This window comes from Mycobacterium sp. Root135, from assembly GCF_001426545.1.
Lineage (GTDB): Bacteria > Actinomycetota > Actinomycetes > Mycobacteriales > Mycobacteriaceae > Mycobacterium.
The window spans coordinates 372268-396376 of sequence record NZ_LMEZ01000007.1 but is presented as its reverse complement, the minus strand read 5'-3'; the positions used below and the strand labels follow the sequence as shown (position 1 = coordinate 396376).

Here is a 24109-nt window from a genome sequence, read left to right as displayed (position 1 = left end):
CGCTCATTGCTGCGGGACGCCCTCGAGGATGAGGCCCACGGCGGTCTCGACGCGGTCCGCGGCTCGCTGGAAGGTCATCGTGCCGGCGGCCGCCTGAATCAGGGCTCCGGAGAACACCAACTCGAGCGTGGCGATCACCTCGGGCCACGACCCCGGGCCGACGGCGGAGGCGATCAGGCGACGGATCTCCTGCCCGATCTGTTCGCGGGCTCGGTCGGCGGTCGGTCCGCTGTCGAGGAAGACCGCCGCGCAGGCCGACGCGATCGCCGGTTCTTCGGCGACGACCAACATCATGTGGCTGAGCTGCTCGGCCACCCGGGTGACGGAGCCGTGGTTGGCGTCGGTACTCAGCTCGACGCCCCGGATCCGGCGGAGGCAGGTTTCGACGACGAGTTCGTCGGTTGAGGAGAACAGCTGAGCGGCGATCGTGTCCGACACGCCGGCTCGGGCGGCCACTTCGCGGACGGAGACGGCGTCCATCGTGGACTCGCGGAGCAGGTCGACCGTGGCGTCGATCAGCTTCGTCGAGGCCTCGGCGTTCGAGCGACGGCGCCGCCGAACCTCCAGCTCGGTGACATCGGACAAGGCTTCACTGGACATGTGTCCAGGATATCCATGACCTGCTCGCCTCGGCAAGCTGCTGCAGAAAGCGCCATAATTGACGGTCTTTGGAGGATGGACCACCGCGAATCAGTGAAGCGCGCTACCCGGACGCCGCTATACGGGATCAAAAAGTGGACATATGTCCAGTCGTTGCGTGCCGGGCTGGTTCGACGCCGTGGCTAAGCTGTGGTCGCCAGTCACCTCCGCGAGGAGTAGGGAACCCGGTGAGATTCCGGGACTGACGCGCAGCGGTATGGGGATACGAGGCAGGCCACTCGATCGTTGAGAGCCACTGGAAGCAACGCTTCTGGGAAGGCGGCCCGCCGAGGACGACCCCCGAGTCCGAAGACCTGCTGGCGCCTGCGGTCCTCCCCGCGGGCTACTCATCGGGTCTCGCTGATTAGGCCCCTGATGCAAAGGCTCGTCATGCGCTCATCTCGTCGTGCTTCGACAACTCTCTTCCTTCTGGCGGTGGTGCTCGCCGGCTGTAGTCCGGCCGCCGAACGACCCTCCGCCGCAACGCCGACCGGCTACCCCGTCTCCCTCGACGACTGCGGACGCACGGTGACGGTGGAGCGGCCGCCGATGCGGATCGTGTCCCTCAACCAGGGCAGCACCGAAATGCTGCTGTCGCTGGGGGTGGCCGATCGCGTGGTCGGGACCGCGGGCTGGACCGATCCGATCCTTCCGTCCTTGGAGGCCGCCAACGCCGGGGTCCAGCGGCTGGCGGACACCGCGCCGTCCTACGAGGCGGTCCTCAACGCCGAGCCCGACTTGGTCACGGCGTCGTTTCCGGACACGCTTGGCGTCGGCGGCGTCACCACTCCCGAGAACCTCGAGAAGCTGGGTGTGCCGTCCTACGTCTCGGCCGTCGAGTGCACGAAGGAGGCGGGCAGCTCCGACGGTGCGCGCTCCAGCACGTTGGAACTCGACGCCGTCTTCCAGGAGATCCGTGACCTGGCAGCGCTCGTCGACCGTCGGGATCGCGGGAACGCGATCATCGCGGACATGCAGGACCGCGTTGCGCGGCTTGCGGGAACCAAGACCGCCGACGGCACGACCGCAATGTACTGGTTCGCCAACGCCGAGTCGCCCTACCTGGCCGGTTGTTGCGGAGGGCCCGGCATCATCTCGCGCACGCTTGGTTTGACCAACGCATTCGCCGACGCCAAGGAGGACTGGCCCCAAATCGGCTGGGAGACCGTGGCTCAACGCAACCCCGACGTTCTCATCCTGGGCGACCTCACGCGCAAGAGTCAGACCGCCGAGAACGCGGCCGCGAAGATCGCCTTCCTGGAGTCGAATCCGGTGACACGCGAGATGGCGGCGGTCAAGAACAAGCGCTACATCACGCTGGCTGGCGCCGAACTCAACCCCGGCATCCGCATCGTCGACGCCATGGAGACCGTGGCCGATGGACTGCGCAGACACGGTTTGACGCGCTGACCATGGTGCCGTTGCGTCGACGCGTGCCACTTGCCGTCGTGTGGCCGGCCGGAGTGATACTCCTCCTCGTCTCGATCGCCGTGGCGACCACCATCGGACCGTCGGACCTCGGGCCAGCAGACGCCTATGCGGCGGTGCTCGAGCGGCTCGGCGGTCCGAGGTCGCAGCTGACGATGTTGCAGCAGAGCATCGTTTGGGATCTTCGGTTGCCGCGTGCGCTGCTGGCTGCGGCATGCGGCGCGGGCCTGGCGCTGTGCGGGGTGATCCTGCAGTCGCTGCTGAGGAACCCGCTGGCCGATCCGTTCATCCTCGGCGTGGCCTCTGGCGCGTCGACGGGAGCGGTGTCGATCGTCGTGCTCGGAATCGGCGCTGGGGCAATAGGACTGGCGGCCGGAGCCTTCGTCGGGGCGGTCGTGGCGTTCGGTCTGGTGCTGGTGCTCGCGGTGGCGGCGGGTACCGGCATGGACCGGATGATCTTGGCGGGAATTGCTGCCACCCAGTTGTTCTCGGCGCTCACGTCGTTCATCGTCTTCACCTCGGCGGACGCTGAGCAGACCAGAGGCGTGCTGTTCTGGCTGCTCGGGTCGCTCAGCAGCGCGTCGTGGAGTGACGTGGCGCTCTGCGGCGCAGTGGTGGCATTCGGGGTGGTGGTCTGCTTGGCGTTCGCCTCGACGCTGGACGCCTTCCTCTTCGGCGAGGACGCGGCCGCCTCGCTCGGGGTGTCGGTGGGCAGGGCCAGGATGGTCCTGCTGGTGGTGACGGCGCTGGTGACCGCCGTCATCGTGTCCACCTCGGGCGCAATCGGTTTCGTCGGACTCGTCCTGCCGCACGCGGCCAGGGCGCTGGTGGGGACGCGGCATCGGGTGTTGGTGCCGACGGCGACGATCCTCGGCGCGATCTTCCTGGTCTGGGTGGACGCTGCGGCTCGCCTGGTCATCGCGCCGCAGGAACTGCCGGTCGGGGTGGCGACCGCGATCGTCGGTGTGCCCGCGTTCGTGGTCATCCTGCTTCGGCGAAGGAGGGGCGCGTGAGTCTGACTGCCGATCGCGTCTCCTGGCGAGTTCGCGACAAGCTCGTCGTCGACGGAGTGGACGTCTCCGTCGCCACCGGCAGCACGGTCGGCCTCCTCGGCCCCAACGGGTCCGGCAAGTCGTCGCTGTTGAGGTTGTTGGCCGGGTTGCGCGCCACCTCGTCGGGCGTGGTCCGTCTCGACGACCTCGACGTCGCGGCGATCAGTCGCCGCCGACTCGCCCGTCGGCTGGCCGTGGTGGACCAGGAGGCGGCCACCGACCAGGATCCCACGGTCCGTGACGTGGTCGACCTCGGGCGTCTCCCGCATCGGCCGGCGTGGGCACCGATGTCGGCACGGGACCGCGAGGTCGTCGAATCCGCCGCTACCACAACGGGTGTCGCCGACCTTCTGGAGCGGCGGTACTCGACGCTGTCGGGTGGCGAGCGACAGCGCGTGCAGATCGCCAGGGCGTTGGCGCAGGAACCGTCGGAGCTGCTGTTGGACGAACCGACCAACCACCTCGACATCCGCCACCAACTCGAGCTGCTCGAACTCGTCGCCGCGGCCGACACCACCACGGTGATGGCGCTGCACGACCTCAATCTGGCGGCGACCTACTGTCACGAGCTGGTGGTGCTCCGCCGCGGCCGCGTGCACGTGGCGGGACCGCCGGCCGCCGTTCTCACGCCCGAGGTGATCGCCGAGGTGTACGAGGTGGAGGCGACGGTGGTGCTGGAGGACGGTCGCCCGTACATCAGGTTCGGCAGGCCGATTGCGCAGGCGGGCACCTCGGTCAGGACCGGCCCGCCGCCGCCAGGATGAGGGCCGCGACGGACCTGGGCTCGGTGATCAAGGACAGGTGTGAGGTGTCGAGCTCGATGGTGTTGGCGCCCATGCGATGTGCGAGGAATCGCTCGAGTTCCGGGTTGATCGTCCGGTCCTGCGTCGACACCTGATACCAGGTGGGCTTGGCGTGCCAGGCTGCGGTGGTCGTGCGTTCTCCAGGAAGGCCGGCGAGGTTGCGGCCTTGCACGGCGTACAGCGCGCGAGCTCGCGCGGTGGGGACGCCGCCGGCGAAGTCCTCGAGGAACGCCGTCTCCCCGAGCTGGGCGTAGCCGTCTGCCGCGACGACCACCCCCGCCGACGCCGGGGGAGTGGGGTACTGCTTGGCCAGGGCGGGGAAGTCCTCGTCGGCGTCGGGCGCGCGGGCCGCGACGTAGACCAGTGCGCTGATCCCGTCGTCACCGCCGACCTCGCTGACGATGGTCCCCGACCACGAATGGCCGACCAGGACGGTGGGGCCCTCGTGCAGCGCGAGGACCCGGCGGGTCTCCGCGGTGGCGTCGGCCAAGGTCGTCAGGGGGTTCTGCACGACCGCCACGTCGAGGCCGGCGTCCTGCAGATGTGGGACGACGTCGATCCACGAGGAGCCGTCCGCGTACAGGCCGTGCACCAGCACGACGCTGCGGGCGCGCACCTCGGCGACGGGGATGCCGCGCACGGGGCTGTCGGCCAGCGCCGGTGGACTGAGGCGGGTGGCCGCAGCGGTCGCAACCACACCCGCCAGACCTGCCTTGCCAAGGGTTCGGCGAGATATGGGCATGACGCTCCTTCTCGAGACGGTGTGGGCGCGGGCCACGTCCGACCAATGGTGTCGCGAATCGCCCGGGTAGTCGAGCCTCCGGCGGCGTTCGATGAGTCCGACGGCCGGCGCTGGTCTAATTCGTTGTGACTCCCAAATTCTCCGTCGTGTGGCCGGTCGTGCACGCCGAGCGAGCGCGGCTGGTCGACGATCTGCGCCGCCTCCCCGCAGAGGCCTGGACGACGCCGTCGTCGTGTGCGGGGTGGGACGTCCACGACGTGTTGGCCCACCTGGTCGACTCCGCAGCGACGACCCGGTTGGGGTTCGCCAGGCGAATGATCTTGGCACGCTTCGACTTCGATCGAGACAACGCCACCGGGATCGCGAGGCGGAAGTGCGCCGACCCGACCGAGACGCTCGACGCGATGCGGACGCTGATCGGTTCGACCCGGACGCCGCCCGCCAACCCCAGCACGCGGCTCGTCGAGTGCTTCGTCCACGGTGAGGACATCCGTCGACCGTTGGGCGTCGGCTCGCACTACCCCGTCGCATCCGTCGTCGACGCCTTGCGATACCAGGTGAATACGACCGTCAATTTCGGCGGCGGTCGTGAACGGGTCGACGGGCTACGTCTGAATGGCACCGACGCAGGGTTCGAGCACGGCCCATCCACTGGCGCAGAGGTCCGTGGCCGTGCCGTCGACCTCCTCGTCGCGGTGTCGGGGAGGGCGGTTCCGGTGGCGGCGTTGACCGGAGCCGGAGCGGCCGTACTCCTCGGCGCGACAAGGGCGCACCCCTAGCCGGTGACGACAGGCGCGAGCGAAAACCCCGGTGGCGCAGACACGTTGAGCACTTCCCGGAGTCGGCTACCAAGGCGGTCGAGTCGGTCGCCGTCCATCCTGCTGCTCGGCCCGGTGATGCTCACCGCGACGGGACGTCCGGTCGGTCGCCTGAGCGCCACGCCCACACAGCAGATGCCCGACTCGTTCTCCTCGCGTTCCATGGCGAAGCCGCTGAGGCGCGCCTCGCCGACCGCGCGGCGGAACCTGTCGACCACCACGGCCTCCGCGCCGGTGGTGTACGCCGACAACTGTGCGTCGGAGGCGCCCTCGCCGGCGACCATGGCGCGCCCGAGCGCGGTGGTGAGCACGCTGACTTGGCGGCCCACCCGAGACCACACGCGCATGGCCCGGTCGGGTTCCACCTTGTCCAGGTACAGGACGTCACGGCCTTCGAGGATTCCCAGGTGCACCAGTTCTTGGACTTCTTGGCAGATGGCGAGCAGCGTGGGCCGGAACAACGTGGGCAGGTTCTCTTCACGCTGGAACCGCTCGACCAAAAGTGCTGGGCGCGAGCCCAATCGGTAGCGCTGATTGTCGCCCTGTTCGGCGAAGCCCCGGTGTTGCAGCGCCTGCAGGGTTCGGTGGGCGGAGGCCTTGTTGAGTCCACTTGCCTCGACCACGTCGCGCAGCGCCATGCCCTCGGGTCCGGCGTCGGCCAGCAGTTCGACCAAGGCGAGGGCCTTGTCCACGCTGCCGACCGGGGACGGAGAGTCGCCGTTCGTCATCGCGTCCCCCTTCGTTCTGCGGCCGTACCGAGAGCTTGGCACACCGACATGGTGACGCTTGACACACCGAATGGCCGCGTGTCAGGCTGGTTCGCATAACGATACATGCGGTTCATAATACGGAACGCAGGCGATCGTGGGACTTGGAAAGGGAATGATGCAGAGACTGTCTCGTCAAACCACGCCGAGCGGCGCGCTGTTGGGCGCCTCGGCAGGCGACGCCACGGGGATGGTCCACCTGGGTCTCGGCAACTTTCACCGCGCCCACGCCGCCGTCTACACCGCCCAAGCCCTGGCCGCCGAGCCCGGCGAATGGGGGATCCACGGCTTCGCCAACCGGTCCCACGACGTGGTCGACGCGATGCGCGCGCAAGACGGTCGCTACTCCGTCCTCGAGCTCTCGGAGCGAGGCCGACGCGCCGCCGTCGTGGACGTCCACCGCGGCCTCGGCGTCCTCGCTGACGAGCCCGACGCGTTCGTCTCAGCGCTCGCCGCCCCGGCCAACCGCATCCTGACGCTGACCGTCAGCGAGGTCGGCTACTGCCGCTCCCCGCGCAACGGACGCCTCGACGTCGACCGAGACGACGTCCACGCCGACCTGGCCGATCCCGCCAACCCCCGCAGCACGATCGGACTCGTCGCCCGGGGGCTTGCCGTCCGCGCCGCGACCGGTGCGCCGATGACCGTGCTGTCGTGCGACAACCTGCAGTCCAACGGACACGTCACCCGCGCCGTCGTCACCGAGTTCCTGCACGCGAGCTCCGCTGCGGATGACGTGCTCACCTTCGTGCGCGATCACGTCACGTTCCCCAACTCGATGGTCGACCGCATCGTGCCGTCGACGACGGGCGGCACCGTCACCGACGTCGGCGAGTTGCTCGGGGTCGACGACCGCTGCCCCGTGCCCGCCGAGGAATTCACCATGTGGGTCCTCGAGGACGACTTCGCCGCCGGCCGACCTGCCTGGGACCGCGCCGGGGCGATCATCAGCGACGAGGTCGAGGCCTACGAACTGGTCAAGCTCCGGTTGCTCAACGGTTCGCACTCGCTGATCGCGTACCTCGGAATCCTCGACGGGCAGGGCACCATCGCCGACGCGTGGGCGCAGCCGTTCGTTCGCGACGCCGTCCGGGCGTGCATCACGCACGAGTACCTGCCGACCATCGCACTGCCGAGGGACTTCGACGTCGACGCCTACCTCGACTCGCTGTCACACCGGTGGGCGAACTCCGCACTGGGGCACCGGACGTCACAGGTCGGCACCGACGGTTCGGTCAAACTGCTGCAGCGCGTCCCGGAACCGGCCTTGATTGCCCTGCGCGACGGGAAGATTCCCCACCTGCTGGCGTTGACCGTGGCCGGCTGGATCGTGTCGGTCGCGCCGCCCGCCGGCGTCGACGCCGGCCCTTACGCCGGCGAGATCCGGGAACCCGCACGCGACCGGCTGGCCGAGGTGACACGTGGGGCAGCTGGCCCCCGCGAGCACGCGATGGCGGTGCTGCGTGGCGGATTCCTGCCCGACGACCTCGTCGCACACGACGCGTTCACCGACCGGGTCGCCGACCTCGTCGCAGTCATCGCCCGCAGCGGCATTCGCGCCGCGGCGCAGGATGCCGTCGACGCGGTCGACAACAGGAGAGTGTCATGAAAGCCCTTGCAATCCACGGCAAAGAGGACATCCGGTGGGAGGACCGCTCCCAGCCCGAACCGGGCGACGGTGAGGTCCGGCTGCGCGTCGGTTACGTCGGGATCTGCGGGTCGGATCTGCACTACTACTTCCACGGCGCCAACGGCGAGAACGTCGTCCGGGAACCGTTCACACCCGGCCACGAGTTGTCGGCGGTCGTGGACCTCGACCCGTCCGGCCGTTACCCGGCGGGTTCACCTGTGACCGTGCACCCGGCGCGCTACGGGGCGCCGGTGGCCGGCCTTCAGGAGCGTCCCCACCTTCGGCCGGGCGGGGACTACCTCGGCAGCGCAGCCACGTTCCCGCACCGCCAGGGCGGTGCCGCCGAACTGCTGATCGTCGAAGACCACATGATCCGAGCGCTACCGGCTGGGCTACCGCTCCTGCGGGCCGCGTTGGCTGAGCCGCTCGCCGTCGCACTGCACGCCGTCAACCTGGCCCCCGCGCTGGCCGGCCGCCGCGTTCTGGTGATCGGCGCAGGCCCCATCGGGTTGCTCGTCGTCGCCGCCGCGGCCGAAGCGGGAGCGGCCGCAATCGGCGTCACCGATCTGCGCGAGGAGCCGCTGGAACGCGCAGTCGCCCTGGGCGCCAAAGAAACCGCACTCGTCGGCCGCGACGTCGTCGAGAACGAGTCCTACGACGTCGTATTCGAATGCTCCGGAGTGGGCGTCTCGGTCACGCAGGCGATACGGGCAGTCCGACGAGCCGGCACCGTCGTACAAGTCGGGATGCTGCCGAATGCCGAGATCGGCGTCAACCTGTCCCCGATGCTTGCCAAGGAGGTGAGCTTGATCGGCGCCTTCCGCTTCTCCACCGAGATCGACGACGCGATCGCGCTGCTCGCCGCCTCCGACCGCTTCGACGCGGTGATCTCCCACGTGATCCCGGCGGCCGACGCCGTGAACGCCTTCGCCGTGGCCCGTGACGCCTCGGCGTCGGCCAAGGTCATGCTCCAACTCTGAAATCCCATCCACTGCAACGTTGCAACCACCCCGAGGAACGACATGACCACAGCACAAACCCCCGAGCCGCGCGCGGACGAGCATCCGCCGGTCGCCCAACGCAGCACGGCCGACCTGGTCCGGGCAGCCGTCTCCGGATGGTTGGGCACCGCACTGGAGTTCATGGACTTCCAGCTCTACTCGCTGGCCGCGGCATTGGTGTTCAGCCAGCTGTTCTTCTCCGGTGAGAGCGCCGGGATGGCCGTGGTCCTGTCGATGGCCACCTACGGCGTCGGGTACATCGCCCGCCCCCTTGGCGCCATCTTCTTCGGTCGGCTCGGTGACCGCATCGGTCGACGAAAGGTGTTGTTCTACACCATTCTTCTGATGGGCGCGGCCACCACGTTGATCGGTGTCCTGCCCACCTATCAGCAGGTGGGTGTGCTGGCACCCATCCTGCTGGTGGCCCTGCGACTGCTGCAGGGCTTCGGTGCAGGCGCGGAGATCAGCGGTGCAGGCGTGATGCTCGCCGAGTACGCACCCGTCAAGCGGCGCGGTTTCGTCGCCTCCCTGGTGGGCCTCGGCACGAACTGCGGAACGCTGTTCGCCTCGGGCATCTGGGCGATCCTGCTCGGCGTCATGGTCGAAAGCGACGTCATTGCGTGGGGCTGGCGGATCCCGTTCATCGCCAGCGCCATCGTCATGGTGTTCGCGGTGTGGGTGCGGTTGAACCTCAAGGAAAGCCCCGTCTTCGAGGAGCGCGAGGACGTCGTCGACGGGCGGGCCATGTCCCGCGAGGAGATCCTGGCCCAGGCCGGGCAGGTCGAAACCCGCACCGTGGAGGCGTTGCAGCGCAAGCCGATCAAGGCCATCGCCGTGGCGTTCTTCCTCCGGTTCGGCCAGGCAGGCAACTCCGGGCTGATCCAGACCTACCTGATCTCGTTCATGACCTTGACGCTCGCGCTGCAGAAGAGCCTCAGCGCCAACGTCGTCATCGTGTCTTCGCTCGTCGGATTCCTCACCATCCCGCTGATCGGTTTCCTCGGAGACAAGTTCGGCCGCCGCAGGATGTACATCATCGTCATGTCGTCGGCCTTGGTCGTCGTCGTGCCCGCCATGATGGCGATCGACTCGAAGAACCTGCTGTGGGTGTTCGTCGGCTACGTCGTGCTCCACAACGTCGCGGTGCTCAGCCCGGCCTCGCTGGAGAACGTGTCGATCCCTGAGATCTTCGGTTCCCGCAACCGCTACACCCTCACCGCCGTGGTCCGTGAGATCGCTGCGGTGATCGCCACCGGTATCGGACCCGTCCTCGTCGCCGCCTGGGTTGCCGCCACGACGGGCAGCCCCATCCCGATCATGGTGATGCTGGTGCTGTACTCGCTCGCGGCGCTGATCGTCGCGGTGTGGGCCAAGGACTGGACCGGCCGCGACCTCACCGACCCACTCCCCGCCATGTGACGGAGCCGAGTCGAATCACCCACCGCCGCAACGAAAGAGAAGCATGACCATCCAGAGCATCGACGTCAACGTCTGCAGTCCGGGCCGCAACTTCGTCACCCTCAAGATCGTCACCAGTGACGGTGTGGTCGGGTGGGGGGACGCCACGCTCAACGGGCGCGAGCTGTCCGTGGCGGCATACCTGTCCGAGCACCTGGCCTCCACTCTGATCGGCCGCGACGAAGACCGCATCGAGGACACCTGGCAGTACCTCTACCGTGGGGCGTACTGGCGTCGCGGGCCGGTCACCATGGCCGCCATCGCGGCGGTCGACATGGCGCTGTGGGACATCAAGGCCAAGAAGGCCGGAATGCCGCTCTACCAGCTGCTCGGCGGCGCCAGTCGCGACCGCATCCGGGTGTACTGCCACGCGTCGGGCGGGGACTACCCGGCGCTCAAGGATGCGATCAGCGGCTATCTCGACGCCGGGTACACCGCGGTGCGCGTGCAGACCGGCGTACCGGGTCTCGGCCAGATCTACGGGGTGTCCACCACCAAGGCGGGCGGCAGATACGACTACGAACCGGCCCATCGCGCCGCGGACGGAAGGGCGGCGACCGCGCCGATCGAGGAGGTGTGGGACACCCGCGCGTACCTGTCCCACATGCCTTCGGTGTTCAGTCGCATCCGGGAGGACTTCGGCACGGGTGTCCGGATCCTGCACGACGGGCACCACCGGATGACACCCATCGAAGCCGCCAGGTTCGCCAAAGACGTTGAGCCCTATGACCTCTTCTGGCTTGAGGACTGCACGCCTGCCGAGGACCAGGCGGCGTTGCGCTTGGTGCGCCAGCATTCCACCACTCCGTTGGCCATCGGTGAGGTGTTCAACTCGGTCTACGACTACCAGATGCTGATCACCGAGCGACTGATCGACTACGTGCGTTCCGCGGTCACCCACACCGGCGGTATCACCGCTATGAAGAAGCTGCTGGACTTCGCGGGCATCTACGGCATCAAGTCAGGGATGCACGGGCCGACGGACGTGTCCCCGGTCGGGATGGCGGCAGCGCTGCACCTCGACATGGCGATCCACAACTTCGGCATCCAGGAATACATGCCCCACAGTGAGGTCACCCTGGGTGTGTTCCGCACGTCGTACACCTTCGACCGCGGCTTCCTGCATCCAGGCGACGCGCCAGGCCTTGGTGTCGAACTCGACGAAGAGGCCGCCTCGGCCTTTGCGTACACCGCGGCGTACCTGCCGGTGAATCGACTGCAGGACGGAACCGTTCATGACTGGTGACACGCTGACTCGACTCCCGATCCCCGCCCGTACCGCGGCGGCCAAGCTCATCGTGGTGGTGCGGGCTCCTGATGCAGCCGATTACGACAGGGTGCTCGACGTGTTGGTCGACGCCGGAATCCGCAGCCTAGAACTCACTCTCACCACACCGGGCACCCTCGAGCGGCTACCGGAACTGCTCGTGCGATACGGAGCCGACGCCGACATCGGCGTCGGCACGGTGGTCGACGGCGAGCAGTTGGACGCCGCCGTCCGAGCCGGGGCGCATTACCTCGTCACCCCCGTCGCGGACCTGGATCTCGTCGCCGCGTCGACCCGCGCCGGGGTGCCGATCGTGCCCGGCGGCCTGACCCCGACCGAACTGTTCGGCGCCTGGCGCGCCGGGGCCGCCGCCGTGAAGATCTTCCCGGCCAACGTGGTTGGACCCGGTTACCTCAAGGATCTGCGTGGCCCGTTTCCCGGCATCGCCGCGGTTCCGTCCGGCGGCGTGGATCTGGCCGGCGCCGCGGCGTGGTTGACGGCCGGTGCTGCTGCGGTCAGCGTGGGCGGACCGTTGCTTGGTGACGCGCTGCGCGGCGGAGACCTGGCTGCCCTTCGCGACCGGACGGCCGAGTTCGTGGCCGTCTGCGGGCAGGCGTCGTGACGGCAAGGGTCGTCACCGTCGGCGAGACCATGGCGTTGCTGCGCACCAGGGACATCGGCTCGTTGCGGCACGTGTCGGAGATGGTCCTCGGCATCGGTGGGGCCGAGAGCAACGTGGCAATTGGGCTGCGCCGCTTGGGCGTCGACGTCGGGTGGCTCGGCCGGGTTGGCGACGACGCCCTCGGGGAACGCGTCACCCGCGAGATCCGTGCCGAAGGGGTGGACGTCGTCTCGATCGTCGACGATCAGGCCCCGACCGGGTTGATGCTCAAGGAGCGGCCGTCGCCCAGTTCGACGGCGGTGTTCTACTACCGGGCCGGATCGGCCGGCTCGCGGTTGCGGTCGGAGGACGTCCCGGCCGGCTGGATCGAGAGCGCCGAGCTGCTGCACGTCAGCGGTATCACCGCGCTGCTGTCCGACAGCGCGCGAGAGTGTCTGCTGGCCAGCGTGAATCGCGCTCGGACCGCTGGCGTTCGAGTTAGCTTCGACGTGAACTACCGGTCGACGTTGGCGCCGCCCGACGTTGCGGGCCCGTTGCTGCGCACCATCGCCGAGAGTGCCGATCTGGTCTTCGGGGGCGCCGACGAACTGCGGTTGCTGTTCCCGGAGGCGGATGCCACCGAGGCCGCCGATCGACTGGTCCGCGGCGGATGTCGTGAAGTGGTGGTGAAGCACGGGGCTGACGGGGCTGCCGTGCATTCGTCGGGGGCCGTGGTGGAAGGCCCAGGTTTCTCGGTCGACGTCGTCGACACGGTCGGCGCGGGAGACGCGTTCGTGGCGGGTTACCTGAGCGCACTGCTGGAGAAGCTCGACGTTCCCGAACGCCTGCACCGGGCGAACGCCTGCGGTGCGATGTTGTGCATGACCCCGGGGGACTGGGAGTCGACTCCGACGTTGAGTGACGTGGAGCGATTCTGCCGACCGGGCGCCGATCCCGTGTTGCGATAGCGCGGGCGCCGGGTCAGGCGTAGCCGATCCAGCCGCGAAAGGTGAACGCGGAGAAGAATTGTGTGACACCGGTGAAGCCGGCCTCCTCCAGGACGGCCCGGTCTTCGTCGGGGTTCAGTGTGGGCATGTGCTGACGGAGCATGGTGCCCGCCTTCTCCACGTGGGCGGGCTCGACGCCCGAGGCGACGAGGTAGGCCTCGTGACGGCCCAGCCACAGTTCTCGCTCGGCCGGGTCACCCTGCGGATAGCTGACGTGCATGACCACCAGCGGTGCGCCGGGCCGCAGCCGCCGGTGCACGTCGGCGAGGGTGCGCAGCCGTTCCTCGCGATCCAGTAGATGCAAGAGCAGCAGCGCCGTCGCGGCGTCGAACGGTCCGTCCGGTGCGTCGCCGACGAAGCCCTCGTGCACGCTCGTCCGGGACGCGAGTGGCCCGAGCGTGGTCATGGCGAGGTCGAGCATGGCCGCCGAGGGGTCGACGGCGAGGAACGTCCAGTCGGGATGCGCCGTCGCCAATGCCTTCGTCTCGAGCCCACCCCCGGCCCCAAGCACCAGCACCCGGGCGTCTTCTGGCGCCAGTTCGGCGAGCAGAACCGAAGCCATGGTGTGGACGTCGTGATAGCCGGGGACCGCCTTCGCGGCCTGCTGCGGATAGGTGGCCACCAGCGCGGGATCGGCGAAGCCGTAGGGAGATTGAGCATTCACGAGATCCAGCATGTCGCCGGTCTGGGTCAGGTGGCAAGGAGTCTTGCCAATGTGGCAAGGGGTGCCGTGTGGACGTCGCCGACACGAAGCGCTCGCCGACGGCGGCTCGATCGCACCGGCAGGATGTCAGGCCGGTCCCACAGTCGCGGTCTCGCTGAGCGAGACCGAGTCGTCGCGAGGATCCGGGTGCCCGCAAGGGTGTAGAGGTGGCTGAGAGCTTGAGGGCGGTGCAGGCCGCCGACGCCGGCTGGAGCGCAACGCCGTCACAGCTACCCTCAGCAGTCTAGGAGCGGTCTCGGTCACCTCTTTCGCACGGGCTGAACGGATTTCGGGGGTCGGACCTCGGATCGTCGAAAGACCGGCTCCACGAAAGGTGGACATGGCCGTGCTCTTGGCGTTACTCGCCTCGGTCTGCGGAGGGTTGGCCGACTTCATCGGCGGGGTCGCGAGCCGGCGCCTGCCGGCAGTCGTCGTGGTCGCGCTCTCGCAGTTGGCCGGCCTGACGACCGCCCTCGTGGTTCTGCTCGTCGCCTGGCCCGGCAGCAGCAACCCGGCCGATCTGCTCTGGGCGGTCGGCGCCGGCGTGTGCATGATGCTCGGATTGGTGGCGTTCTATTCGGCTCTGTCGATCGGCACGATGGGCGTGGTCGCCCCCATCAGCGCGCTGGGTGTGTTGGTGCCGGTGGGGTGGGGGATCATCCACCTCGGAGAGACACCCGGACTTCTCGCCATTGCCGGTGCGGTTCTGGGCATCGTCGGGGTGGTGCTGGCGTCGGGGCCCGAGATGTCCGGGCGGGTGGCGGCCCGATCGCTGGTGCTCGCGGCCGTCGCCGGCATCGGCTTTGGGGCGACGACGACGTTCGTCGCCGAAGCCGCTTCGGGTGGGGTCGTCTGGACGGTGGTGGTCCTCAAGCTGACCATCGTTACCCTTGCGCTTCCCTTCTTGCTGCGGGACCGCCGCGCGATCGCCGACGTCCCACGACTCTGGCTCGCACGAAGCTCGATTCTGATCGGCGTGGTCGACGTCGGCGGCCTGCTGTTGCTCGCGAGGGCCACGACACTCGGCTACGTGAGTTTGGTGGGAGTCTTGGCGTCCCTCTATCCCGTGGTCACGGTGCTGCTGGCCCGTTGGGTGCTCCACGAACGGATGCGCCGGGTGCAGCAGGTCGGCGCCGCCGTCGCGTTCGTCGGCGTCGCACTGTTGGGGTTGTCATGATCTTGACTCCACGACGTATCGGTGAGCGGACCGGGCACTGGTCAGTCCACGATCTTGTTCGCACACTGAGCCCAGAATTGTGCGTCATCATCGTTGCGGCCCCAAAGCCGTTCAAGGAGGGGTTCTTCCATGGCAGAACGAGTAGACACCGGTCGGCCGCCGAAGGTGGGTGAGACGGAACTTGCGAAGGGCAGCCTCAACGTCGCCCACATCGTCTTCATGGTCATGGCGACCGTCGCTCCTGCAGGCGGTGCGGTCGCCATCCTTCCCCTCGCCCTCGGTCTGGGCGTGGGGGTCGGCACCCCCGGGATGTACGTGTTCGTCATGGCGATCATGCTGCTGTTCGCCGTCGGCTTCACCCGAATGGTTCCGCACGTTCACAACGCCGGCGCGTTCTTCGCCTACATCGTGCGTGGCCTCGGCCGGCCGATCGGCCTCGCGGGCGCCTACATCGCCACGACCGCCTACCTGGCGCTGGCCGCGGCTACCGGTGGCGCCATGGGCTTCTTCGCTTCCGGCAGCGTGAACACGTTCACCGGAGTGAACATCCCATGGTGGGTCTGCACACTGATCGGTCTCGTCGCGGCGTTCGTCTTGGGGTACTTCAAGATCACGCTGGCCGCGGGTGTGCTGGGTGTCGCCCTCGTCCTCGAGTTGATCGTCGTGCTGGTTCTCGACGTCGCGATCATCGCGAAGAACGGTCTCGGCAGCCTGCCGATCAGCTCCTTCAGTCCCGAGCAGGTATTCGTCCCCGGCGTGGTCGGCGTGGGAATGATCTTCGCGTTCTCCTGCTATCAGGGGTTCGAAGGCACGGCCATCTACGCCGAGGAGGCGAAGGACCCCGAGCGGACGATTCCGCGTGCCACCTACATCGCGATGGGGTGCATCGGCTTGTTCTTCGTGCTGACGTCGTGGGCCTTCCTGGCCAGTTCCGGCGATGCGGTTGCGGCCGCTGGCGCCAGCCCAGGCACCTTCGCCTTCGACCTGAGTGATCAGTTCGTGGGCTCGGCGTGGACGAGCATTCTCGAGCTTCTGATCGTCACCAGTTGTTTCGCCGGCGTGCTGGCCTTCCACAATGCGGCGTCCCGCTACATGTTCGCCCTCGGCCGCGACGGCTTCCTGCCCCGTCCGCTGCAGACCCTGCACCCGCGGTTCCAGTCGCCGACGGTAGCCGGCGCCACCGGATTCGCCGCCGAGGCACTCGTGGTGATCGGGTTTGCCGTGGCCGGCCTGGAACCGCTGACGACCCTGGTGTCGGCGATGACCGGCTTCGGGGCGGTCGGTCTGATGGTTCTCATCACCACGACGTCGCTCGCGGTAATCGTGTTCTTCGCGAGGCAGAAGCTCTTCGGTTGGGGATACACGGTCGCGCCGGCGCTGGCGATGATCGGATTCGGCGCCGTCACCTACTTCGCGCTCTCGAACTTCCCGGCCATCACCGGCACCGATTCGCCGGTGATCAACGGCTTGCCGCTGCTGCACATCGTCACCGTGGTGGTGGCGCTGGTCGTGGCGCTGCGGGCACGGTCGACGCGTCCCGAGGCGTACCGCAACATGGGGAGGACCCTTGTCGACTGACCTTTCCGGCCCGGCGGACGCGGTGGTCGTCCGGATGGGCTATGCCGACACCCCGCTGGGGCAGTTGCACTATGCCGAGGCGGGCCACGGGGACACCACCGTGATCGCGCTGCATCAGACTCCCCGTTCGCACGACGAGTTCGCCGAACTGCTGCCACTGCTCGCCGACGGCTACCGCGTGGTGGCGATGGACATGTACGGATTCGGCCAGTCCGCCAAGCCGCAAGGCTCGCACACGATCGAGCAGTACGCCGCTGGTGTCCTGGCTCTGGCAGATGCCCTGGGAATCAAGCACTTTGCCGTGATGGGGCACCACACGGGAGCGGTGGTGGCCATCGAGGTCGCCGCGGCTGCCACTGAACGGGTTGACGCGGTGGTGCTGTCGTCGCCGTCGTACACCGGCCCGGAGTACCGGGAAGGTCATGCCGGCGGGCCGGGCGTCGACGACGCCAAAACCGATTGCGACGGAGGACATCTCATCACCTGGTGGTCGCAACGAGCCCCGTACTACCCGAAGGACCGGCCAGACATCCTCAACCGCTTCATCCGTGACGCGTTGGCGCCAGGCGTCGACCCGCTGGAGGGCCATCTGGCGTGTGCGCGGTACGCGATGGAGGACCGCATCGGGGGAGTGACGGCCCCGGTACTCATCCTGGGCGCGGACGGAGACCCGTTCAGTTTCCCCGACATCGAGCCGATACGTCGCGGGCTGAGCAGTGCTTCACGCGTGGACGTCGTCGTCGTCGAGGGTGGCACCATCCCGATGATCGAGCACCTACCGGTGCCGGTCGCTGCCGCGGTTGACGCATTTATGACGGAACTGTCGGCGGGCCGCTGAGCGAAACGCTCCCGGGTTGCGTGCACCGTCGCGGTGTTTAGCTTGCTGCCACCCACCGAGGTCATCCTTCGGCGGCGTGTGATGAAAGGACTTTCCCATGCGTCATCCCCTCTTCGACTCGCTGAGCGCCGAGGAAATCAGTCGGGTCGCCGCCATCGTGCGCGGCGCGAAGATTGCCGAACAACCCGGCTTTGCCGCGGTCTACACCGACGAGCCGGACAAGCGGCTGCTGCGCAACGGTGACGACGTCCCGCGCAGGGCACGGGTTCTCCTCGTCGACCGTGCCACGGGTGCCAGCTTCGACGTTCTCGTCGACCTGGATGCCCAGAGTCTGGTGTCGTCGGTCGCGGTCACCGACGGGGCGGCTCCCGTGCTGCTTGCGGAGTTCGAAGGCGCACCGGACCTGATCAAGAAGGATCAGCGGTACGTCGAGGCGCTGGCCAAGCGAGGCATCACCGATCTCGCCAAGGTGCAGATCGACCCGTGGGGCGTCGGCAACATGGCCGTCCCCGGCGTCATCGACGTCGACGTGGACGGGCGCCGGCTTGCCGGTTCGGTCTCGTACTACCGGGAGTTCCCCGACGACAACGGCTACGCGCACCCGATCGAGGGAGTCATCGCTGTCGTCGACCTGGTGACCCAGGACGTGTTGGAGGTCTACGACTTTGGCGTGCGGCCGATGAACACCGAGCTGGCCAACTACACCGCCGACGCGAACCAGCCGATGCGCACCGATGTGGCACCACTGGAGATCGTTCAGTCCGAAGGCGTCGGTTTCGTCATCGACGGCCATGAATTGACGTGGCAGAAGTGGCGATTCCGCATCAACTTCCACCCGCTGGAGGGCCTGGTGCTGCACGCCGTCGAATACCAGGACGGGGCGGAGTACCGTTCGGTGCTGCACCGCGCTTCGCTGGCCGAGATGGTCGTGCCGTACGGCGAGCCGTCGAAGGAACACTTCTGGCGCAGTGCTTTCGACGCCGGCGAGTTCGGCCTCGGAAAGCTCGCCAACTCACTACGCATCGGTTGTGACTGCCTCGGCGAGATCGTCTACCTCGACGGGATCGTCGCGGGCGAGGACGGCGAACCGACCGTGATCGAGAACGCCGTGTGCATCCACGAGGAGGACGCCGGCATCCTGTGGAAGCACACCGATTGGATGACCGGAGCGGTGGACGTGCGGCGGTCGCGCCGACTGGTGGTCAGCTTCATCACCACGGTCGGCAACTACCACTACGGCTTCTACTGGAACTTCTACCAGGACGCGTCGATCCAGGTTGAGGTCAAGCTGCTGGGCATCGTCCAGACCCGGTCGGTCGAGGAGGGGGAGACCGCGAAGCACGGCACCCGGATCGCACGCAACCTGGTGGCGACCTACCACCAGCACATCTTCTCCTTCCGCCTCGACGCCGAGGTGGACGGGTGGGAGAACACGGTGGTCCAGAACGACGCGTACGCGGTGCCGGTTGGTCCGGACAACCCGTACGGCAACGCAATTGGCGTCCAGCGGACCGTGATCGACCACGAGTTGAGCGGAGACGACCACACCAACACGCAGTCGTCACGCAACTGGTCGATCCTCAACCGCGGCAAGACCAACGCCTGGGGCAACCCGGTGGGCTACAAGTTCCTTCCAGGCTGGTCGTCGGCCACGCTGCTGGCCCAGGATCCGTCCTTGATCGCCAAGCGGGCCGGTTTCGCGACCAGGAACATGTGGGTCACGCCCTACGATCCCGCCGAAATGCGTCCCAGTGGCGACTTCCCGAACCAGAGTCGGTCCGGGGACGGTCTGCCACGCTGGACGCAGGAAAACCGGGCCGTCGAGGACACCGACGTCGTGCTGTGGCACACGCTCGGCGTCACCCACATTCCCCGTGCCGAGGACTGGCCCGTCATGCCGACCGAGGTGGCCGGATTCCACCTGCTCCCGGTCAACTTCTTCGACAAGAATCCGGCGCTCGACGTCCCGGCTTCGCAGAAGTCCGGCGGCTCGGGAACGCACTGCCACTGACGGTTTCGTTCCCCTCGCGACTCGGGCAACCGACGCGAGGGGAACGCCCGCCGGGGCGGCCGAGATCCGCCTAGCGGGCGTGCCAATCCTCGATGACGTACTGCGCGGTCCTGCTGGCGAACGCCTCGATCGACACCATCGGGTTGACCCCGGGAGCGGTAGGAAGTGCCGAGGCGTCGACCACGTAGACGCCGGCGCAGTCGTGAAGTCGTCCACGTCCGTCGACGACGGAGGTCGACGGATCCGTACCGGTCGCGCACGTGCCGCTCTGGTGGGCTGACAGGGTCAGCACCTCGCCCTTCTCGAGCGCACCAAGCACGTCGAGGAAGGCGTCGAAGTCCTCGCCGGTACGCCAGCGGGGGTCTGCAGGCAGGAACGTGAAGATCTCGATTGCCCCGGAGGCCTTGAGGATTCGGGCGAGCTCCTGGTGCATCCGCCGGACGATCGACAGGTCGACGGGGTCGTCCAGTCCCCACGTCGCGACGGGCATGCCGTCGTCGTCCCGCGTCACACGGCCCTCGCCGTGATCACGGCTGAAACCCCATACGCCGGAGACGTTCCTCAGCCGCAGCTGCTCACGCTTGTGTTGTTCACCGTCGTGCCACGGGGTGAGCCCGGTCCAGAAGCCAAGTCCCATCGGGGCAGCCTCGACGACGAAGCCGTGCGAGTTCTCGACGCGGTTGAAGTCGTGGCACACACTCGTCAGGATCTGTCCGGACCACCCGTCGACGACCTCGTCGTAGACCCCGCTCATGAAGTACGACGGGTGGACGTGGAGGTTGCGGCCGACCGCAGACCCGCCGAGGCCGGAGCCCAGCAGCAGCGTCGGCGAGGCCAACGCTCCTGCTGCCACCACGACGACGGCAGCCTCGACTGTCAGCTCCCGGTCACCATCTGCGGTCTGCACCACCGCGCGCACGCCGGTCACGGTTCCGTTGGCGTGCAACACTTCGCGGACGTCGCAATTGGGCAGCAGGCGGGCCCCGACGTCACTGGCGTCCTGCAGGAACGTCTTCATCGTCGACTGCTTGCACCCCACCAGGCAGCCGGCGTTGCACTCCCCGCAGTAGCGGGTGTCGGCATCTCGGGCGTTGCGGGCGACGGTCTCGTGGGCGAGCCCGGCGGCGTCGAAGCCCCGATTGAGGATCTCGTTGACCCGGTTGTGCACGGTGTTGGCCGGGTCGGCGTTGATGCGACGCATCACCGACTCGACGTGTGGCCCCATCTCGGCCGGTGTGGCTCCTGCCATTCCGGCGGCGGTCCACTCGTCGAGGACGTAGTCGGGTGTCGGAATGCACGCCATCGAATTGACCGTCGTGCCGCCGCCGACCGTCGACCCCGCCAGCATGCCCACACTGGCATCGGTCGACCAGATGAACCCGCCGCCGAGGTACAGGTTGGGAAACGAGAGTGCTTCCAACTGAGGAAGATCGGGCTCGTTGCGATACGAGCCCTTTTCGAGCACCAGGACGTCGAGCCCCGCATCGGCGAGGCGCGCCGCGGTGACGCCGCCCCCGGCGCCCGATCCGACGACGACCACGTCGGTGCGCAGTGTCGCCGCCGGATCGTCCGGCACCTCGGCCAGGCGCAGAGTCTTGGGGAAGGTGTCCGCATTCGGCGGTGCCAACAGCGGACCCGGAAACCCGAGCGCGGGCCACGCCGGATTGGTCAGCTCGTCGTCGGGCACGGTGTAGAACATGGCCAGGATGGAGCTTTGCAGGATCAGGGCGCCGGGGCGCGTGTCGGCGGACAGCAAGGCCGTCCGCCACAGTTGGACGCGCCGTTCCTGGGTGGCGACGACGAAGTCCTCGCCAAGCGCGTCGAGTGTGCGGGTGACGAGGGTCTGAACGTGGGGTGCCCACAGCGGGAGGACGGAGGCGAGGATGTGGTCCACCGCGAGATCGGTGGCGCTGGTTGTCCACAGCGTGCGCTCGTCGTCGTCCGCCGCGGAGGCGTCGAGTCCGGGAACGAGGGTGTCGCACAGCGCGGCCAGTAGGGCGGTGGTCACTCCAGCGAAGTGCCCTCCGACGTCGACGGCGGTCGAATTCGACATCAGTGTGGTCCTTTTCGGTTGTCAGGTCGGAGGTCACCGGTTGTCCTTGGGACATCACGATCGTCGGTTCACGGGGCGGGCGTGCCCGGCCGGATCGCTGAGCGAGACGGGTTCGTTGCCGTTCACGTCCGATCGTCTGAGGCTGAGGCCATGACAGTGAGCCGCGAGAACATCGGCGCTGCCGCGCTGCGAATCCAGCAGGCGGTCGCAAGTGGCGAACCCTGCGAGCCCGTACGGGACCTGATCGGTCACGACGACGTCGATGCCGGCTACGCGGTGCAGGAAGTGGTCAACGCCGGACGCGTGCGCGACGGGGATGCCGTGGTCGGACGGAAGATCGGTCTTACGTCGCGGGCCGTGCAGGAACAACTCGGGGTGGATCGACCGGATTTCGGCTTTCTCTTCGAGACCATGGCCTACGGCGACGGCGACACCATCCCGGTCGAACGTGTCATGCAACCTCGCGTCGAGGCGGAGATCGCCTTCGTCCTGGCCGAAGATCTCGCAGACGGGCCGCTGGACGCCGCGCAGGTTCGCCGCGCGACCGATTACGTCTCTGCGGCACTCGAAGTATGCGGGAGTCGAATTCGGAACTGGGACATCACCTTTGGTGACACCGTCGCGGACAACGCCTCGTCGGGCGCTTACGTGCTGGGAAGTCGGCGTGTCGCCATCGCCGACCTCGACACGGTGGGTGTCGAGATGTCCATGTCGATCGACGGCGAGCGGGTGTCCGAGGGCACCGGCGCCGCGTGTCTCGGTGACCCGGTGGAAGCGGTGGTGTGGCTGGCCCGCGTGTCGCGCGAGTTGGGCCAACCGTTGCTAGCCGGACAGGTGGTTCTGTCGGGTGCGTTGGGTCCGATGCGTCCGGTGGTGGCGGGCCAAACGGTGACGGCGGAGCTGAGCGGCCTCGGGCCGGTCACCGTCTCCTTCTCCTAGAGCCACTTTCGCGTGCTGCACCACCAGAACGTCAACGAAGGAGAATCATGTCCGCCACGAGTATTCGCTCCGCCTACGTACCCAGCGGCGACTATCGCCAGTTGATCGGCGGGGATTGGGTTGCAGGTCGCACCACCTTCGACGCCGTTGACCCGAGCGTTGGCACCCCGTGGGCCGAGCTCCCGCAGGGCTCGGCCGACGACGTGGAAACCGCAGTCGCCGCGGCTCTTCGGGCGTTCACCAGCTGGCGCCGGACCACACACGATCAGCGGCAAGCCGTTCTGCTCGCGATCGCGGACCGCTTCGAGGAATCGGGTGAGCGCTTCGGTCCGCTGTTGGCCACCGAGAACGGTCGGCCGGTTCGCGAGGCCGCCATTGCCGACATCCCGACCGTCAAGGCGATCTTCCGCTTCTACGCGGGGGCGATCCGTGCCTTCAACGGTGAGCAGATTCCGCTCGCGAACCCCGACACCCTGCTGTACACCAAGCGCGAGCCGCTCGGTGTGGTTGCGGCGATCATTTCGTGGAACTCGCCGTTGATCACCTTGGCCAACAAGATCGCACCGGCACTCGCCTGCGGTAACACCGTGGTGGTCAAGCCGTCGGAGTACGCGTCGGCGAGCGTGCTGGAGTTCGTCCGGCTCATCGCCGATCTGCTGCCTGCCGGTGTGCTCAACGTCGTCACCGGCGTGGGTCCCGAGACCGGGGCGGCTCTCGTGTCGCACCCGGACGTCGCGAAGATCACCTTCACGGGGGGCCCGGAAACGGCTCGGGCCATCCTCGGGTCGGCAGCTCAGACACTTCGGCCCAGCCTCATGGAGCTCGGTGGCAAGGGTCCGATGATCGTGGCGGCCGACGCGGATCTGGATCTCGCGGTTCAGGATGCGCTGATGGGGATCTACCTCGCGAACGGTGAGGCGTGCATCGCGTCCTCTCGGCTGTTGTTGCACGACGACGTTCACGACGAGTTCGTCGAGCGTTTCGCCGCGGTGGCCCGGCGCATCAAGGTGGGCGACGCCACCGACCAGGCCAGCGAGATGGGCCCACTGGTGTCCCGGCGACAGTTGGAACTGGTTCAGGGCCACGTCGAACGGGCCCGGGCAGAGGGAGTCTCCGTCGTCGTTGGTGACGAGCCACTGGATCTCGACGAGTCGCTGTCGGGCGGATTCTTCCAGCGGCCCGTCTTGCTCTCCGACCCGGATGGCCGGGCGACGATCACCCGAACCGAGGTCTTCGGACCCGTCACGATCGCTGAGCGCTACCGCAGCGACGACGAGGCCATCGCACGGGCGAACCAGTCGCGATACGGGCTCGCCGCCGGAGTGTGGACGCGTGATCTGAGACGTGCCCATCAGTTCGCGGATCAACTCGACGCGGGCATCGTGTGGGTGAATCGCTGGTTCGACCTCCCGCCCGGCATGCCGATGGGAGGTCGAGGAGACAGCGGATTCGGACGTGAGCTCTCGTTCGAGACGCTGCGCGAGTACACCGCGGTGAAGTCGGTGAACATCGACCTCAGCGTCGCTCGTCCGCCATTGTGGGGACTGGCCGCCGGATGACGAGGGGCGCCGACCGTCGACGAACCCGGCGTGTTTTG

General features: G+C 67.9%; 21 protein-coding genes and 1 riboswitch. Of the genes, 16 read left to right on the top strand and 5 right to left on the bottom strand.

From position 1 onward, the window contains the following. Positions 1-3: 3 nt before the first annotated feature. A complete protein-coding gene (locus tag ASD37_RS22110) occupies positions 4-600 on the bottom strand; it encodes a TetR/AcrR family transcriptional regulator (protein ID WP_056556510.1) in 597 nt (198 codons plus the stop codon). 180 nt (positions 601-780) lie between these two features. Then, a riboswitch (cobalamin riboswitch) is annotated at positions 781-976 on the top strand. A gap of 53 nt (positions 977-1029) precedes the next feature. Here ASD37_RS22110 and ASD37_RS22105 point away from each other — a divergent pair. From ASD37_RS22105 to ASD37_RS22095, 3 genes are read left to right on the top strand one after another with little or no spacing between them, the layout of a single operon-like run. Next, on the top strand, positions 1030-2049 hold the full coding sequence (locus tag ASD37_RS22105) for an ABC transporter substrate-binding protein (RefSeq protein ID WP_056556507.1): 1020 nt from the start codon (positions 1030-1032) through the stop codon (positions 2047-2049). Between the two features lie 2 nt (positions 2050-2051). Continuing rightward, positions 2052-3080 carry an iron ABC transporter permease gene (locus tag ASD37_RS22100; RefSeq protein WP_056556504.1) on the top strand — a complete coding sequence of 343 codons (1029 nt, stop codon included), beginning with the start codon at positions 2052-2054 and terminating at the stop codon, positions 3078-3080. Then, positions 3077-3883, top strand: coding sequence for an ABC transporter ATP-binding protein (locus ASD37_RS22095; RefSeq protein ID WP_056556500.1), 807 nt, complete (start codon positions 3077-3079; stop codon positions 3881-3883). Before ASD37_RS22100 ends, ASD37_RS22095 begins: the two co-directional genes overlap by 4 nt. Here the strand turns inward: ASD37_RS22095 and ASD37_RS22090 are convergent. Then, complete coding sequence (locus tag ASD37_RS22090; protein WP_056556496.1) at positions 3855-4664, bottom strand: alpha/beta fold hydrolase; 810 nt, start codon at positions 4662-4664, stop codon at positions 3855-3857. The two genes, ASD37_RS22095 and ASD37_RS22090, sit on opposite strands and share 29 nt — an antisense overlap. A 146-nt stretch (positions 4665-4810) precedes the next feature. On the opposite strand from ASD37_RS22090, the gene ASD37_RS22085 reads away from it, so the two are divergent. Beyond that, on the top strand, positions 4811-5443 hold the full coding sequence (locus tag ASD37_RS22085) for a maleylpyruvate isomerase family mycothiol-dependent enzyme (RefSeq protein ID WP_235568506.1): 633 nt from the start codon (positions 4811-4813) through the stop codon (positions 5441-5443). Here the strand turns inward: ASD37_RS22085 and ASD37_RS22080 are convergent. Further along, positions 5440-6210: an IclR family transcriptional regulator gene (locus ASD37_RS22080; RefSeq protein ID WP_056556491.1), complete on the bottom strand. Its 771-nt coding sequence runs from the start codon at positions 6208-6210 to the stop codon at positions 5440-5442. The two genes, ASD37_RS22085 and ASD37_RS22080, sit on opposite strands and share 4 nt — an antisense overlap. Before the next feature lie 154 nt (positions 6211-6364). Here ASD37_RS22080 and ASD37_RS22075 point away from each other — a divergent pair, with 154 nt between their 5' ends. Genes ASD37_RS22075 through ASD37_RS22050 form a run of 6 tightly spaced genes read left to right on the top strand, consistent with a single transcriptional unit; the run spans position 6365 to position 13174 of the window. Then, a complete protein-coding gene (locus tag ASD37_RS22075; protein WP_056556488.1) occupies positions 6365-7858 on the top strand; it encodes a mannitol dehydrogenase family protein in 1494 nt (497 codons plus the stop codon). After that, positions 7855-8859 carry a zinc-binding dehydrogenase gene (locus tag ASD37_RS22070; RefSeq protein ID WP_056556485.1) on the top strand — a complete coding sequence of 335 codons (1005 nt, stop codon included), beginning with the start codon at positions 7855-7857 and terminating at the stop codon, positions 8857-8859. Before ASD37_RS22075 ends, ASD37_RS22070 begins: the two co-directional genes overlap by 4 nt. Positions 8860-8901: 42 nt before the next feature. Continuing rightward, on the top strand, positions 8902-10299 hold the full coding sequence (locus ASD37_RS22065) for an MFS transporter (RefSeq protein ID WP_056556482.1): 1398 nt from the start codon (positions 8902-8904) through the stop codon (positions 10297-10299). 43 nt (positions 10300-10342) lie between these two features. Continuing rightward, positions 10343-11584 (top strand): D-mannonate dehydratase ManD, encoded by a 1242-nt coding sequence (manD, locus tag ASD37_RS22060; RefSeq protein ID WP_056556478.1) that lies wholly within the window; start codon positions 10343-10345, stop codon positions 11582-11584. Continuing rightward, positions 11574-12227 (top strand): bifunctional 4-hydroxy-2-oxoglutarate aldolase/2-dehydro-3-deoxy-phosphogluconate aldolase, encoded by a 654-nt coding sequence (locus ASD37_RS22055; protein ID WP_056556477.1) that lies wholly within the window; start codon positions 11574-11576, stop codon positions 12225-12227. The genes manD and ASD37_RS22055 overlap by 11 nt, the downstream gene beginning before the upstream one ends. Next, positions 12224-13174 (top strand): sugar kinase, encoded by a 951-nt coding sequence (locus tag ASD37_RS22050; protein WP_235568505.1) that lies wholly within the window; start codon positions 12224-12226, stop codon positions 13172-13174. Before ASD37_RS22055 ends, ASD37_RS22050 begins: the two co-directional genes overlap by 4 nt. A 13-nt stretch (positions 13175-13187) precedes the next feature. Here ASD37_RS22050 and ASD37_RS22045 read toward each other — a convergent pair whose 3' ends face one another. Continuing rightward, complete coding sequence (locus ASD37_RS22045; protein WP_235568504.1) at positions 13188-13877, bottom strand: class I SAM-dependent methyltransferase; 690 nt, start codon at positions 13875-13877, stop codon at positions 13188-13190. 379 nt (positions 13878-14256) lie between these two features. Here ASD37_RS22045 and ASD37_RS22040 point away from each other — a divergent pair, with 379 nt between their 5' ends. The 4 genes from ASD37_RS22040 (at position 14257) to ASD37_RS22025 (ending at position 19520) form a co-directional block, all read left to right on the top strand. Then, the gene (locus ASD37_RS22040) at positions 14257-15093 is read left to right on the top strand and encodes a DMT family transporter (protein WP_156721025.1); all 837 of its coding nucleotides are present in this window, start codon (positions 14257-14259) and stop codon (positions 15091-15093) included. Between the two features lie 129 nt (positions 15094-15222). Beyond that, entirely contained in the window at positions 15223-16671 is a 1449-nt protein-coding gene (locus ASD37_RS22035) for an APC family permease (RefSeq protein ID WP_056556467.1), read from the top strand. Continuing rightward, positions 16661-17509, top strand: coding sequence for an alpha/beta fold hydrolase (locus tag ASD37_RS22030; protein WP_235568503.1), 849 nt, complete (start codon positions 16661-16663; stop codon positions 17507-17509). Before ASD37_RS22035 ends, ASD37_RS22030 begins: the two co-directional genes overlap by 11 nt. Before the next feature lie 97 nt (positions 17510-17606). After that, positions 17607-19520: a primary-amine oxidase gene (locus ASD37_RS22025; protein ID WP_056556461.1), complete on the top strand. Its 1914-nt coding sequence runs from the start codon at positions 17607-17609 to the stop codon at positions 19518-19520. 70 nt (positions 19521-19590) lie between these two features. Here ASD37_RS22025 and ASD37_RS22020 read toward each other — a convergent pair whose 3' ends face one another. After that, positions 19591-21573, bottom strand: coding sequence for a GMC family oxidoreductase N-terminal domain-containing protein (locus ASD37_RS22020; protein ID WP_056556457.1), 1983 nt, complete (start codon positions 21571-21573; stop codon positions 19591-19593). A gap of 150 nt (positions 21574-21723) precedes the next feature. Between ASD37_RS22020 and ASD37_RS22015 the strand changes: the two genes are divergently transcribed. Both ASD37_RS22015 and ASD37_RS22010 read left to right on the top strand, forming a co-directional pair. Next, complete coding sequence (locus ASD37_RS22015) at positions 21724-22512, top strand: 2-keto-4-pentenoate hydratase (protein ID WP_056556454.1); 789 nt, start codon at positions 21724-21726, stop codon at positions 22510-22512. A gap of 47 nt (positions 22513-22559) precedes the next feature. After that, positions 22560-24071, top strand: coding sequence for an aldehyde dehydrogenase (locus tag ASD37_RS22010; protein WP_056556450.1), 1512 nt, complete (start codon positions 22560-22562; stop codon positions 24069-24071). Positions 24072-24109 lie beyond the last annotated feature (38 nt).